General features: G+C 44.6%; 15 protein-coding genes. 11 read left to right on the top strand and 4 right to left on the bottom strand.

The window, feature by feature from the left end; all coding sequences use genetic code 11:
• Complete coding sequence (locus AS888_RS05730) at positions 1–1431, bottom strand: O-antigen ligase family protein (RefSeq protein WP_061141218.1); 1431 nt, start codon at positions 1429–1431, stop codon at positions 1–3.
• Between the two features lie 111 nt (positions 1432–1542).
• Here AS888_RS05730 and AS888_RS05725 point away from each other — a divergent pair, with 111 nt between their 5' ends.
• The 3 genes from AS888_RS05725 to AS888_RS05715 all read left to right on the top strand — a co-directional run bounded on the left by AS888_RS05725 (position 1543) and on the right by AS888_RS05715 (position 4534).
• Positions 1543–2286 (top strand): WecB/TagA/CpsF family glycosyltransferase, encoded by a 744-nt coding sequence (locus tag AS888_RS05725; RefSeq protein WP_061141217.1) that lies wholly within the window; start codon positions 1543–1545, stop codon positions 2284–2286.
• Positions 2287–2304: 18 nt separating this feature from the next.
• Positions 2305–3408, top strand: a complete 1104-nt coding sequence (locus tag AS888_RS05720; protein WP_061141216.1) for a glycosyltransferase family 4 protein — start codon at positions 2305–2307, stop codon at positions 3406–3408.
• Positions 3409–3484: 76 nt separating this feature from the next.
• Entirely contained in the window at positions 3485–4534 is a 1050-nt protein-coding gene (locus AS888_RS05715; protein WP_061141215.1) for a glycosyltransferase family 4 protein, read from the top strand.
• Between the two features lie 132 nt (positions 4535–4666).
• Here the strand turns inward: AS888_RS05715 and AS888_RS05710 are convergent, their stop codons facing one another.
• Complete coding sequence (locus AS888_RS05710) at positions 4667–5692, bottom strand: LCP family protein (RefSeq protein ID WP_061141214.1); 1026 nt, start codon at positions 5690–5692, stop codon at positions 4667–4669.
• A 177-nt stretch (positions 5693–5869) separates the two neighbouring features.
• On the bottom strand, positions 5870–6505 hold the full coding sequence (locus AS888_RS05705; protein WP_061141213.1) for a YigZ family protein: 636 nt from the start codon (positions 6503–6505) through the stop codon (positions 5870–5872).
• A gap of 627 nt (positions 6506–7132) precedes the next feature.
• Here AS888_RS05705 and AS888_RS05700 point away from each other — a divergent pair.
• The 3 genes from AS888_RS05700 to AS888_RS05690 all read left to right on the top strand — a co-directional run bounded on the left by AS888_RS05700 (position 7133) and on the right by AS888_RS05690 (position 10033).
• Positions 7133–8275: a sensor histidine kinase gene (locus AS888_RS05700; RefSeq protein WP_061141212.1), complete on the top strand. Its 1143-nt coding sequence runs from the start codon at positions 7133–7135 to the stop codon at positions 8273–8275.
• A gap of 47 nt (positions 8276–8322) precedes the next feature.
• Positions 8323–9006: a response regulator gene (locus AS888_RS05695; RefSeq protein WP_061141211.1), complete on the top strand. Its 684-nt coding sequence runs from the start codon at positions 8323–8325 to the stop codon at positions 9004–9006.
• A 184-nt stretch (positions 9007–9190) separates the two neighbouring features.
• Positions 9191–10033, top strand: coding sequence for a DegV family protein (locus tag AS888_RS05690; RefSeq protein WP_061141210.1), 843 nt, complete (start codon positions 9191–9193; stop codon positions 10031–10033).
• 122 nt (positions 10034–10155) lie between these two features.
• Here AS888_RS05690 and AS888_RS26685 read toward each other — a convergent pair whose 3' ends face one another.
• The gene (locus AS888_RS26685) at positions 10156–10452 is read right to left on the bottom strand and encodes a hypothetical protein (protein WP_260320127.1); all 297 of its coding nucleotides are present in this window, start codon (positions 10450–10452) and stop codon (positions 10156–10158) included.
• Here AS888_RS26685 and AS888_RS05685 point away from each other — a divergent pair.
• The 5 genes from AS888_RS05685 to AS888_RS05665 all read left to right on the top strand — a co-directional run bounded on the left by AS888_RS05685 (position 10444) and on the right by AS888_RS05665 (position 13792).
• Positions 10444–11547 (top strand): ATP-dependent helicase ComFA, encoded by a 1104-nt coding sequence (locus AS888_RS05685; protein ID WP_260320126.1) that lies wholly within the window; start codon positions 10444–10446, stop codon positions 11545–11547. The two genes, AS888_RS26685 and AS888_RS05685, sit on opposite strands and share 9 nt — an antisense overlap.
• On the top strand, positions 11540–12232 hold the full coding sequence (locus AS888_RS05680; protein WP_061141209.1) for a ComF family protein: 693 nt from the start codon (positions 11540–11542) through the stop codon (positions 12230–12232). Before AS888_RS05685 ends, AS888_RS05680 begins: the two co-directional genes overlap by 8 nt.
• 99 nt (positions 12233–12331) lie before the next feature.
• On the top strand, positions 12332–12745 hold the full coding sequence (locus AS888_RS05675) for a TIGR03826 family flagellar region protein (RefSeq protein WP_061141208.1): 414 nt from the start codon (positions 12332–12334) through the stop codon (positions 12743–12745).
• 220 nt (positions 12746–12965) lie between these two features.
• Positions 12966–13229 (top strand): flagellar biosynthesis anti-sigma factor FlgM, encoded by a 264-nt coding sequence (flgM, locus tag AS888_RS05670; protein ID WP_061141207.1) that lies wholly within the window; start codon positions 12966–12968, stop codon positions 13227–13229.
• A gap of 74 nt (positions 13230–13303) precedes the next feature.
• A complete protein-coding gene (locus tag AS888_RS05665; RefSeq protein ID WP_061141206.1) occupies positions 13304–13792 on the top strand; it encodes a flagellar protein FlgN in 489 nt (162 codons plus the stop codon).
• Positions 13793–13806: the final 14 nt, after the last annotated feature.

Here is a 13806-nt window from a genome sequence, read left to right as displayed (position 1 = left end):
TCAATCCTTTAAAATGATGTCCTTTTGTAAAGTGATTCCCAAACAACTATAAAAAAACAAGGTAAACGTTTTATCCTCGAGAATATTGTAAAAAAGTCCGGCTGTTAAGGCCGCCAGCAACAGGCAAGCGGTGAAGGCTCCAAAGATCCCCTTTTTCGATGTCGCGATCTTGCGGAAGGAGACAATGATGAAAGTGAGAATGGCAAGAAAACCAAGCATGCCTGTCTGAACCAGGATCTGGATATATTGATTATCCGTATACATCTTTTCTCCTATTTGATATTCACCATAGATCGGCGAAGGGAAGGAAAGGGTGGCGGAATCCCCGAATGTCGCAAGCCCCGTACCTATGATGGGATGGTCCTTGAAGATTTCGATGCCCTTGAACACGACATATAAGCGTCCCCATTCCGTACTCTGGTGAAGAATCTTATCTGAAAACATTTCCGAAAAACGGCCGGACAGGGCCTGTTCATGATCGGAAGCGGTGTTGCTCCCGATCACCAGATTATCCATCGGAACGGCAGCGGATAGCTCGACTTTATTTGAAGCGAATATAACTGGGTAGTAAATGAAAAGCAGTCCCAGCAAGCATGCCCCTAATGAATAGGTAAGAAATGATTTATTTCTCGTCCAAAATACGAAGACGAGCGCCGCGAACCCAAATGCAATCATCGTCCCCCGCGAATAGGTGAGCAATAGCGTCCCGGCAAGCAAGATTGATGCCAGAAAGACGAGGACTTTGTATTTTTTCAGCGAGCGAAATAGGAAAAAGCTTAGAAACAGCTGAATGCTTAAGTAAAGGGCGAACACATTAGGGTTGGCAGCCGCCCCATAGATTCTCATCTTGTTCGCAGAAGAGAGGTTCCACATTTCCCATGCATGGGGAAGCAGGATCGTACGCGAAAAAATTTTCTCGATAAGGCCATGAAGGCAAAGGATGACCGTAAATACTAGGGTTGCCTTCAAAAAGTGAAAGATATCCTTTCTTTCTAGATTTAATTCACCGATAATGTAAAGAAGCAAGAATGTTATAAGCAAGGCCCGGAGTTCAAAGGAAATGGGCAGGATTCCCACGCCGGTTATGAGTGCAGCTACTGTACCCACCAAGCAATAAAGCCAAAAGGACAAGGTGAAATAATATTTCGAAAATGACCAATCGTTCTTTTTGAACCTTTCCAAAATCAATGAAAAGAATAAGGTGAGTATGATCAGGTCACCAGAATAGGTTAGGCCGCCATTCAGTTCCATGAATAAGGGACGGGCCGGGAAATAAATGAATAAAATGAATAAGAGACTTTTTTTATTTATACCGACAAAAACGAGCATCAACGCCGTCGCTAAGTAGCCAATGATGGGGTGAGGCACTGCAGCGGCTACGAGCAGGCAAAGTATAAGGATGGGTAAAGCATATTTTTCTGGAAGCTTCAAATGAGTAACCACCTTTGAATCGATAATCAGGTTCTATGATGTGTATGAAAAAATTTCTTGAATAATACCCCACCCTTTAGATGTATAGTACATATGAAAGGCTGAAGTGAAATGACTGAAAAGTTTGTTGAAATACTCTCAATTCCATTCGTCGATAGCAATATGGATGAATTTGTGAATAGTATCATCTATCCAAGAATCATGAACCAGGAAAAAACGTTTGTCGTTACGGCAAACCCGGAAATCGTTGAATATGCCAATGAGCATCAGGATTATAAGGACATCATTCTATCGGCGGATTACATCACGCCCGATGGCGTTGGTATTATTATGGCCTCTAAATGGCTAAATCAACCTTTGGAAGAGCGGATTACAGGATTCGACTTGATGAATGAACTATTTCGGATCGCTGATGGAAAGGGTCTGAAGATATATTTGCTTGGGGCGGAGGAAGATGTGATTGAAGCAGCCGCCCTTAAAGTGAAACGGCAATACCCGGGAATCGAGTTGGTTGGATATCACCATGGTTATATTGATATAAAGGACGAACGCTTGGCTGTGTCCATTGCAGAACTCGAACCTGACATCATTCTGACTGCATTGGGGTTTCCTCGGCAGGAGAAATGGGTTTCAATGCACGATCCCTTATTTAAAAAAGGGGTATTCATGGGAGTGGGAGGAAGCTTCGACGTCCTCGCAGGAAAAGTGAACCGTGCCCCGGTTTTTTGGCAAAAGATGCGTCTGGAATGGTTGTACCGACTGATCCAGCAACCTTCCCGGTGGAAACGGATGCTCGCACTGCCGAGATTCGTTTTCAAGGTTAGGCGGTTAAGGAAAAAGGTGCAGCGTTCCTGAACATAAGGAGTGGACTGGATGAAAGTCTTGCATTTGAATGCTGGTAATGAAACGGGCGGCGGCATGTTCCATATTATGTCCTTACTTGACCAATTGAAAAAAGAGGAGTGCATGCTTGGGGTGTTCGAAGAAGGGGAACTCTACCGGCGGTCGGTTACGGCCGGGATAAAAACAGAACTTTTTCATCAACATTCCAAATATGACCTATCCGTTTTGAAACGTTTACGGGACTTTATTCGTCTAAATCATATAGACATCATCCACACCCATGGGCCGCGGGCGAATATATACGGTGCTTTATTGAAGCGCCTCATAAAACGCCCTTGGCTACTTACCGTTCACAGCGCGCCCCATCATGATTTCCTGGGCCAGGGTATAAAGGGAAAGCTGTTTACTGGCCTGCATGTAAGGTCATTCCAACATGCCGATCATATATTGGCGGTTTCCGACCGCTTTAGACAGGACTTGATCGATCAAGGAATCGATCCGTCCAAGGTCACGAAGATCCTGAATGGGATTGACTTCGAAAAAGAAATGCCGATTCCCTTTCAGAGAGGTGATTTCGGGCTTGGGGAAGATGACTTCATCATCATCATGCCTGCAAGACTGGAACCGGTGAAAGGCCATGAATATGCGTTGAAGGCATTGAAAACCGTGGTTTCCAAGTCACCGCATGTTAAACTAATGCTTGTAGGGGACGGGAGCAGGCGGAAGACCTTGGAAACGATCGTCCTCGAAACCGGTTTATCCGGTAACGTCATCTTTTTGGGGCATCGTGCAGATATGGAAAGAATTTATCCATTGGGGGACGTCACATTGCTGACATCCTTAAGCGAGAGCTTCCCGCTTGTTCTGCTTGAAGGGGCAAGGTCAAGCCTTCCTGCCATCACGAGCGATGTTGGCGGTGTGAAGGAATTGATTCCCGATGGGAGCAAGGGCTGGGTTACGGAAATCGGAAATGCCGGTAAACTTGCAGGAGCCATCTTTCATGCTTTGGAATTGAAGGAATCCGGGAAACTGACAAAGATAGGGTCGGATTTACAAAAATTTGCAAAAAACAACTTTTCTATAGAGATTTTAGCTGAAAACGTATATAATGTTTATTTGAGGATGAAAAATTAAAATAACCATTTATATATAGGTTTTCTTATAGATCGTTACGGGTATTAGATTTTTAGTTGAATTGAGGTGGTTCTTAATGTTAATTGGGGCCTTGTTGGTATCCTTTTTATTATCCATTTTTTTGACTCCTTTTGTCGGAAAACTGGCCTTTAAATTAGGAGCTACCGATAAACCGAATGAGCGAAAAGTGCATAGTAAAATTATGCCGCGAATGGGCGGTTTAGCCATATTTTTGAGTTTTTTCATTACTTTTTTACTCTTTACGAAAGATTTCTCGGGACAATTGCCACTCCTGGTCGGCGCTCTCATAATCATATTGATCGGCATGGCTGACGATATTTATGAATTAAGGGCTGCACCGAAATTTCTGGGCCAGATCCTGGCTGCCCTCATCATCGTATTGTGGGGCGGTCTTGAAGTGGAATTCATCAATTTACCGTTCTTTACCGATACACTGGAATTTGGGATGTTAAGTACACCGATCACCATTTTGTGGATTGTCAGTATCATCAATGCCATCAACCTAATAGATGGACTGGATGGACTTGCGGGCGGTGTTTCGACCATTGCATTAGTGACGATCGCAACGATGGCGCTTATCAAAGGCGATTTATTCGTTGCCACGGTAGCCTTGATCGTAATTGGAAGCACTCTTGGCTTCCTGAAATATAATTTTCACCCGGCAAAGATCTTCATGGGGGATACAGGAGCCCTGTTCCTTGGTTATATCATTGCCGTCCTGTCCCTGCTAGGGTTCAAAAACGTTACGATGATCTCCCTGATCGTGCCGATCATCATCTTGGGCGTGCCGATTTCGGATACATTTTTCGCGATTATCCGCAGGCTTGTCAATAAGCAGCCGATTTCCGCTGCTGATAAATCCCATCTGCACCACTGCTTAATAAATTTGGGGTTCACTCATAAACAGACCGTTTTGCTCATCTACGCCTTAGCTGCTTGCTTCGGCTTGGCAGCCATCATTTTCTCGTTTGCCACAATGTGGGGGGCCTTGATCCTTGTGACGGGTCTGCTGCTGATCATCGAGATTTTTGTCGAGAAGATCGGTTTGGTCAATTCAAACTACCAGCCGCTGCTGAAGATGCTCAATTTTAAAAACAAACCATGATAGATGAACAACTAGATTACTAGATTCTTGCATGAATTGTTGAAAAAGCTCCAACCGTGCCTGTACGCGGTTGGAGCCTTTTTTTGTTTAGGTTTACAGAAAAAACCCCACTTTTACAAGTGGGGTTTTTTATCATTCTTCTATTTGTGGCTGGACGGCTTCGGTTTGATTGGTAACTTCTTTAGGTCCCAAATTCAAATGTGATTGAAGCAATAGCTTTGTATTGGCTACGGATGTTTCATTCAGCTGATAATAGTAGGTTCCGTTAATGGTGGAATCCTGTCCTTCAAGCTTGAGCGTCTCAAGATTAAGGCCGTTATCGCCAGTTACATATTTTATGAAACCTTTAATTTGTGAGAATTGTAGGTTCGTTGTCATATTGTCACCGACAGCTTCCATTACGTCTGTATACTTCGTTAAAGACCCAGCGGATGTTGCCTTGGAGATGATGGCTTTAAGGACTTCCTGCTGACGCTCGCCGCGTTGGATATCACTGTCCTGTTTACGTGTCCGGGCAAAGGCAAGGGCTTCTTCACCATCAACCGTTTGAATTCCTTTTTCCAGATGGATCGCATTCTTTTTGTCATGTGAATCCATTTCGTGCATTTCGTATGGTACGTCCACTTCGATTCCATCCAATGAATCGACAACATCTATGAAAGCATTGAAGTTCATGCGGACATAATAATCGACAGGGACATCAAATAATTCCTCCACGGTGTCCATCGTCGCCTTTGGACCTCCGGCTGCATGGGCCGCATTGATTTTTGTGGTGACTCCCTTGGCAGGTACATACACATATGAATCACGTGGAATGCTTAAAAGTTTAATCGACTTTTGATCTTTATTGAATGTAGCCAGGATTAGCGCATCCGAGCGTGAATTTCCTTGATAGTCACGTTCGTCACTATCATCGATTCCTATGAAGAGGATCGAGAAATTATCTTCGAGAGGATCGACGGATGCACTCCGCTTCGCCGAAGCCTCCACCGGATCATACGAATCATGGAATACATTCTGTGCCTTCATATATAGAGTTGCAGCATAAGTGGAAGCGCCCAGGCCCAGTACAAGCAGGGGCACCAGGAATATCCACAGCCTCTTTCGCCTTTTTTTCTTTGTCTTTTTTATTTTATAGACACGCCTAGTAGTAGACATCTTTTCTTCTCCTTTTAAATAACGAACTTCAGACATAAATCGCTATTTTTCGAATCTATCTATTTATATTTCGTCATATATTAACCCTAATTTTACAATGATTTAATAAATTCGTAAAATAAATATTTCTTTTCAATTGTATTACAACCTAAAAAAGGAAAAAAATGCAGGGGGAAATCAGGCGAATGCCTCTTCCAAATAAAGCATTTCGCCTTCTGCGATCTGTCCTTGACCATTTGTCAGCTCTGTCATCCAGGAGATATAGGATTCTTTTTGTGCCTCTTCCGCGTATACGAGGATCGTTACCTGATCGAGGTATTGAATTTCCTTTATTTGATAGATGGAAGAACGTAATTCGTTCTCCAATTTTCCAAGCCACGTATAGTCGATCGTTGTCGAAATGACCCGCATTAACTTTCTGATGACGATGCCAGTGGCATTTATCCCTTCTGAAGTCGATTTGCTATAAGCGCGGATGAGACCTCCGGCACCTAGCTTGATGCCCCCGAAATATCTTGTGACCACTACGGCGGTGTCCTTCAAATCTTTTTTCTTAAGAACCTCAAGGATCGGGACGCCTGCCGTGCCGCTTGGCTCCCCATCATCGAGGGCCTTTTGGATTTGGTTTTGTTCACCGATCATATAGGCTGAACAATTATGTGTAGCATCTTTATGCTTTTTCTTGATTTCCTGGATGAATGCCTGGGCGTCTTCTTCCGTTTCAGCTCGGGTAATGTGCGAGATGAAGCGGGATTTCTCGATGATGATTTCATGTTCCCTGCGTCCTGCCACCGTTAAATATTGAGTGAGCATACCTATTCCACCTTCGTACTTACTATTAGTTGATTCATTATAAGTCTTTGTGTAAAAAGTGGCAATCATGTTTCGTTTTTGGGGCAGATGTGTAAAGAAACTTTAATATAAGAAAAAGAAGTCCGTGTTATAATTAGTTCTATTGCCTGTCATGTGTGCAGCGAATATTATGCTTAAAAGAATAACATTTACGAAAAACAACGGGTTTTGGTCACAAGTCCTCGCTTGTTCCGATCGTGCCCGTTCAATTCGATGATTTTGCCATTTAATAAATCGATCTGTTTCATATAATAATCAATGGAGTGGAATACTCGATTCGATTGAAAAGGATCATTTGTATTGGGCTAATGGGAATGGATTTGCCTTTAAAGGGTATGGTAGACTACCAATTCGGCCATAATACCTATAACCGGGAGATATGTACCATATATGTACATTTCGTAAAAATTTGACAATGAAATTAACGTATTTTTCTTCTTTTTTTGGTACAATATGTTCATGAAGGTTACTGCATATTAACGTTTCCTGAAATAACCATTCATGAAAAAGGAAAGAACTTTTTTCCATATACATAGTCTTTAAGACAATAAATTTTTTAAGTCTTTTGATTTAAGTGGAGGGATCTTAATGTCCATAAAAAAGGTTGACGCTAAGGCATTGGACAAGATCTTAGAAACAATGGTGAGCACTGTTAGTGAAAGCAAGGATGAAGTCTTTGACATCGGCGAGCAATGCCGCAAAGATTTTGAATCATTAACAAAAGAGCTTGATGATGTGAAAATCAGGGTTGCCATTGTAATAACCGACAGCGATGCACTGGATTCAAAAGCCAGATTTGCTCGAAAAAGGCTTTCCGAGGTCAGTATGCACTTCAACCATTTTTCTGAAGAGCAGGTACGGGATGCTTATGAAAGGGCACACAAGCTGCAAGTCGACCTGCAAATAAACCGGCAATTGGAGAAGGAACTTCGAAATCGCCGGGATGAACTTGAATTAAGGTTACGGGCCCTGCAGCAGACGATCGATAAAGCGGTACATCTTGTTTCGCAAATATCGGTCGTACAAAACTATTTGACCCAGGACCTGAAATTCGTAGGGGAAGCATTGCAGGAAGCGAAACGCAAACAAGACTTCGGCTTGAAGATAATTGAAGCCCAGGAGCAGGAACGCAAGAAGCTCTCGCGGGAAATTCATGATGGTCCAGCACAAATGCTCGCGAATGTCATGATGCGTTCAGACTTGATTGAACGTGTCCAGCGGGAGAGAGGTCCTGATGAAGCGCTCGTGGAAATCCGCAGTTTGAAGGTCATGGTAAGGAATGCCTTATATGAAGTGCGCAGGATCATTTATGATCTTCGTCCCATGGCACTTGATGATTTGGGCCTTGTTCCTACCCTCAGAAAGTACCTGCAAACCACCGAAGACTATAATGATGGCGTGCATTTGAATTTCGTCAATCTTGGACAGGTCAAAAGGCTTCCTTCTGACATGGAGGTCGCATTATTCAGGCTCGTGCAAGAAGCCGTACAAAATTCTTTGAAGCACGCGGAGCCAAAACAGGTTCAAGTTAAACTGTCCATTTCGAAAGAGATGGTGACCGTTGTCGTCAAGGATGACGGAAAAGGGTTTGACAGTTCCATTCAAAAAGAAGGCTCATTTGGCTTGGTAGGAATGAGAGAGAGGGTCGAGCTGCTTGAAGGTGAAATGACGATCGATTCACAGCCAGGCGCAGGCACTTTGGTATTTATACAAATTCCCTATCAATTATAAATTATAGAGAATAGGCATTTTAAATAGAAACTAGGAGGAAGAAGCCGTTGAAGACTAGTATCATCATTATCGATGACCATCAGCTTTTCCGTGAAGGCGTAAAGCGCATATTAGATTTTGAATCATCATTCGATGTTGTTGCCGAGGGTGATGACGGAAGTGAAGCAATGGATCTCGTTGAGACACATAAACCAGATGTTGTTATCATGGATATCAACATGCCGAATATGAATGGGGTCGAAGCAACCAAAATGCTTGTGAACCGCTACCCTGAAACAAAGGTCATCATCCTTTCGATTCATGATGATGAGAATTACGTCCAGCATGCGTTGAAAACGGGAGCCCAAGGTTACCTATTGAAAGAGATGGACGCCGATGCGTTGATCGATGCCGTTCGTGTAGTAGCGGAAGGCGGTTCATATCTTCATCCGAAGGTTACGCATAATTTGGTTAAAGAATATCGCCGCTTGGCTGCCGACGAGGGTACCGATCGTGATTCCGTCCATACGATAGAAATCAGGAGACCGCTTCACCTCTTGACTCGCCGCGAATGTGAAGTGCTTCAACTTTTAGCTGACGGAAAAAGCAACCGCGCCATTGGCGAAACGCTATATATCAGTGAAAAAACAGTCAAGAACCATGTAAGTAACATTCTTCAGAAGATGAATGTGAATGACCGTACACAAGCGGTTGTCCTGGCTATTAAAAACGGCTGGGTAGAAGTGAAATAATTCTTCCGATTATATCCGGCTCTTCAGTTTTCGCAATGCGTACTGAGGAGCCGGACTTTTTTTACTTGTATACTTTTACAAATTTTAGGTATTGGAAAAGCTCTTTAATGCAAATGGAGGCATTTTCAGCTAAAATGTTGAATATGAACAAAAAGAGCAAATTTTTATAAGGATGGTACTCATTATGAAAACGGCAGTCGTAACAGATAGCACTGCATATATACCTAAGGAAACGCGTGAACGTTTACATATACATATGATGCCGCTTAACGTCATTTTCTCCAATGAAGCTTACCGGGAAGAAGTCGATATTACTGCGGATGAGTTTTACGAGGAAGTGAAGAGGCAGGAGAAATTGCCGACGACTTCACAGCCTCCGATCGGACTGTTCGTCGAAAAGTTTGAGGAGCTGGAAAAGGAATATGATGATGTCATTTCGATTCATTTATCGAGTGGCATCAGCGGCACGTATCAAGGCGCAGTATCAGCCGGGGAGATGGTCGAGGGAATTAATGTTCATGCCTTTGATTCGGAGATCAGCTGTAGCGTCCAGGGATTTTATGTTCTGGAGGCGGCAAAGATGGCCCTTGAGGGGAAAGGTGCAGGAGAGATCATGGCCAGGCTCGAAGAAATGAAACCGTCCGTTAAGGCATACTTCATGGCGGACGATCTATCCCACTTACAGCGTGGGGGACGGTTAAGCAGTGCCCAGGCTTTGATCGGCAGCCTGCTTCAAGTGAAGCCGGTCCTCCATTTCGTGGAGAAGGTCATCGTCCCGTTCGAAAAAATCCGCACAAGGAAAAAAGCGATGAAGCGGATTGCCGATTTACTTGGAGAAGATGCGGCAAGCGGTGCGAAGTATAAAGCCGTCATCATTCATGCAAGGCGGGAAGCCGAAGCCAAAGACTGGAAAACCGAGCTTGAAGCACGATTCCCGAATGTGGAATTTGACATCAGCTATTTCGGTCCTGTGATTGGAACCCATCTTGGTGAAGGCTCGATGGGAATGGGCTGGTATAAAGTATGAACAACGGCGTCCTCCCCGAATTGGGAGGCGTTTTTTTTATGGAGAGACAGGAAACGGTATGGCTTATATCGAATGATAGGGAGAGTAAATCCATGACGAAAGAAGGGTGCAAATTGAAACACTCAAGCATTCCCCGGCCTTTTTCTCCCGAACTTCAGAACCATCTCTCTGGAAGGCACCTGCTGTCCTCCGAAATCCCCTTTTCCGAAGCAATGATCGTAGAGCATCTCAAAAATGGGCATATCTCGCATACAAGCGGCGTGCAATCCGGAAACGGTAAGTTTACCTGTCTGCGCTGCGGCAACAAAGATCAAGCCATGTTTCATACCATCCCGTGTAAGGTCTGCAATCGAGACTGCGCTTACTGCCGCTCTTGCATCATGATGGGGCGTGTCAGCGAATGCGCAAGATTGTATCAATGGATTGGCCCCGGCTTGTTGTATGCCATTCCTGACCCTGTCATGTGTTGGGACGGCAAGCTATCTGACGGGCAGAAAACGGCCTCGCAACGTGCAGTCGGCGCGGTGAATGAAAAGGAGGAGCTCCTGGTATGGGCCGTCTGCGGTGCCGGCAAGACGGAGGTCTTATTTCCAGCCATCAAGACAGCCCTGCTTGCAGGGAAACGAATCTGCCTGGCAACACCGCGGACAGATGTCGTTCTCGAGCTTTCACCAAGACTGAAAAAGGCCTTTCCGAAAATCGATGTCGCCGCCCTTTATGGAGGCAGTGCAGAGCGGCATAAATCCTCACAGCTTATTATCTCCACGACTCATCAGCTTTTTCGTTTCATTGAAGCCTTTGACGTGATCATCGTCGATGAGGTCGATGCGTTTCCCTACTCCGCGGATGATTCCCTGCAATATGCGGTCAATAAGGCGAAAAAATCCTCTGCCGCAACCATCTACCTGACCGCCACGCCCTCGAAGCGTATGCAGCGATTGTATCGAAGCGGTAAATTGAAAGCCGTGACCATCCCGGCCCGTTACCATCGTCAGCCAATTCCTGTCCCGGAAATAAAGTGGTGCGGGAACTGGAGAAAAAAGTTTCTTGATAAAAAGATGCCCCCCGTAATTAGCAGGTGGGTAAGTGAACGTCTGAGGCAAAACATCCCCTTCCTCTTGTTTTTTCCAAGTATACAAGTGCTGGAGCAGGTCATGCCGCTGTTTCAAACATTGTCTCCTACCTTGAAAATCGTCCACTCACAGCATCCAGAGCGAAAGGAAAGGGTGTTGGCATTAAGGAAAGGGGAGGTTCCTGGGTTATTGACCACGACCATCCTGGAACGCGGCGTCACAATCGAACGCCTGGAGGTAGCCGTAATCGGCTCGGAGCATGAAGTGTTTTCAGAAAGCGCCCTCGTCCAGATTGCCGGCCGGGTTGGAAGAAGCTTGGCCCACCCTTGCGGCACGATCACTTTTTTTCACTATGGTAAAAGTAAAGCGATGATCGAGGCGATCCATCACATCCGAATGATGAATGAGGCTGCCCTGAAAAGGGGGTTGCTCGATGCGTAGATGCCTGGTTTGTGATGAAGTCATGAAGGAGGCCCTGACATGGGGAACATTGCTTAAGCGGGGCGAGGCCAAGGCGATCTGCAAAGGATGCGAGGCGAAACTGGATAAGATAACCGGGGAGAGATGTTCATTGTGTTCAAGGGGGCTGGCCGGCCATTACAGCAGTGGAGGCACCTGCTTCGATTGCTCAAGGTGGGAAAGGGATAAGGAGTGGTCCGGCTATTTGTCCAAGAATATATCGCTTTTTCACTATAATGAACACCTGAAAGAAATCATCGCCAAATATAAGTACCGCGGGGATTATGCATTGGCAGCGATTTTCGTTCCCTATTTGAGGGAGGTGCTGCAGGACATGGAGCATGACCTTGTAACGTGCATCCCGCTAAGTGCTGAACGGCTTAGGGAGCGGGGGTTCAACCAGGCACAGGCTTTGGCGGATGTTATTGGCATTCGTACGGTCGAGGTACTGACTCGGATCGATACGGAAAAACAATCAAAAAAATCAAGACATGAAAGAATCACGCTGCCGCAGGTTTTCCAGGTCATCAATGAGGAATTGCTGCGGGATCGATCGATTTTGGTCATCGATGACATTTACACAACCGGCACAACACTCAGGCAGGCTGCCAAAGCCTTGAAAAACGCTGGGTCGAAAGCCGTATCATCGATCACTTTGAGTAGGTGAAATAGCACAAATTTAAGGAACATCCTAAAGTATCGTACGTATTATTCGATATATACAGTACAAATCAATAATCGGTGTGATGGTGAAGGAGGGACCTTGATGGATATATCCAACTGTCCAAGCTGTAATTCGTTATTCGTTATGACTAAATTCCGTGATGTTTGCGATGCCTGCCATAAAGAGGAAGAAGCTAACTATGATAAAGTGTATGCCTATATTCGCAAGAAAATAAATCGAACGGCCTCCATGATGCAAGTGGTAAACGATACTGGTGTGGAAGAAATGCTCATCATTAAATTCGTGAAAACAGGTAAGCTAAGGATTTCGCAGTTCCCTAATTTAGGGATTCCCTGTGAAAAGTGCGGCACCCCTATCAAGAGCGGAAGGCTATGCGGCAATTGCAGCGATTCCCTGCGTACGGATTTGCAGGAATTCGAAGATGAAGAAAGGCGCAAGGCCTTCGGGAATGAGAAAAAAAATACTTATTACATGAAGGATGATCAAAAAGGGTAATTCATGGAAACATGCTGCATGATTTGCTAAAATATTCGATATTGAGAACAATTTTCGACAATAGATGTCGGACGAAAGATAACAGGAAACCATAAAAGATATCCAATCCTTGTCGATAATAATGATAGGGAGAATGATGCGGTCCATAGCCACTTCAATGGCCTGTCTGGGAAATCGTAATTTGGGATGGAAAAATCGACCGAAGGAGAGGATCTGGAATATGAAAATCAATAACGTCGGTGTGACAGGTGTTAACCCGTATAATCTTCAAGCCAATAAAGCAGGTAATATCAAGGAATCCAAGGCGAATGCCAAGGATAAAGTCGAAATTTCCTCAGCGGCAAAAGAAATGCAGCAATTATCTCCGATTCCTGCTGCAAGACAAGCAAAAGTGGATGAACTGAAGAAGCAAGTGGAGAATGGAACTTATAAATTGAATGCGCAAGCGACGGCTAAAGGTCTGATCGATTTTTACCGGAAATGATGTTTAAAAGATGATTGCATTGGACGGAAGGCATCAATTTCCGTCCCTCATTCATGAGGAGAGGAGGCAGCAAAATGTCTGTACGGAACATCATCGAGTCGCTTGAAAAATTGATCAAGCTCCATAAAAGCTTCAATCAATTGGCGATAAGAAAAACGGACCTTTTGAAAGCGAATGATACCGAAGCGATAACGGAACTGCTGATTCAGGAACAAAAGCATATGAAAGCGATCAGTCAAACGGATAAGGATAGAGAAGGGGCTGTCGCGGAATTTCTTCATGCAAGTGGAAAAGCGGGGCAGCCTGCCTCCATCCACACCGTAACCGAACTGACAGGCCCGATCGAAACGGAAAAGCTTGCCCGGCTAAAGGGGGAATTGATTGAAGAAGTGGCTAAGCTGAAGGAGCGGAACAGTTTAAATCAGCAATTGATCTATCAGTCGCTTCAATTCATCAACGTCTCTTTGGATATGTTCAGGCCTCGGAATCAAAACCTTAATTACGGCAACCCGGTTAAAAAACCTGCCAAAAGCGGCATGGCGATGTTTGATTCAAAAGCTTAGGAAATGGAAGAAAA

Origin of the sequence: Peribacillus simplex (assembly GCF_001542915.1) — a bacterium.
Classification (GTDB): domain Bacteria; phylum Bacillota; class Bacilli; order Bacillales; family DSM-1321; genus Peribacillus; species Peribacillus simplex_B.
This window is presented reverse-complemented; position numbering and strand designations above follow the sequence as displayed.

Excerpts from the sequence above, each read along its gene's own strand:
- AS888_RS05725 (WP_061141217.1), top strand. The coding sequence starts at position 1,543 with ATGACTGAAAAGTTTGTTGAAATACTCTCAATTCCATTCGTCGATAGC.
- AS888_RS05720 (WP_061141216.1), top strand. The coding sequence starts at position 2,305 with ATGAAAGTCTTGCATTTGAATGCTGGTAATGAAACGGGCGGCGGCATG.
- AS888_RS05715 (WP_061141215.1), top strand. The coding sequence starts at position 3,485 with ATGTTAATTGGGGCCTTGTTGGTATCCTTTTTATTATCCATTTTTTTG.
- AS888_RS05710 (WP_061141214.1), bottom strand. The coding sequence starts at position 5,692 with ATGTCTACTACTAGGCGTGTCTATAAAATAAAAAAGACAAAGAAAAAA.
- AS888_RS05705 (WP_061141213.1), bottom strand. The coding sequence starts at position 6,505 with ATGCTCACTCAATATTTAACGGTGGCAGGACGCAGGGAACATGAAATC.
- AS888_RS05700 (WP_061141212.1), top strand. The coding sequence starts at position 7,133 with ATGTCCATAAAAAAGGTTGACGCTAAGGCATTGGACAAGATCTTAGAA.
- AS888_RS05690 (WP_061141210.1), top strand. The coding sequence starts at position 9,191 with ATGAAAACGGCAGTCGTAACAGATAGCACTGCATATATACCTAAGGAA.
- AS888_RS05680 (WP_061141209.1), top strand. The coding sequence starts at position 11,540 with ATGCGTAGATGCCTGGTTTGTGATGAAGTCATGAAGGAGGCCCTGACA.
- AS888_RS05675 (WP_061141208.1), top strand. The coding sequence starts at position 12,332 with ATGGATATATCCAACTGTCCAAGCTGTAATTCGTTATTCGTTATGACT.
- flgM (WP_061141207.1), top strand. The coding sequence starts at position 12,966 with ATGAAAATCAATAACGTCGGTGTGACAGGTGTTAACCCGTATAATCTT.
- AS888_RS05665 (WP_061141206.1), top strand. The coding sequence starts at position 13,304 with ATGTCTGTACGGAACATCATCGAGTCGCTTGAAAAATTGATCAAGCTC.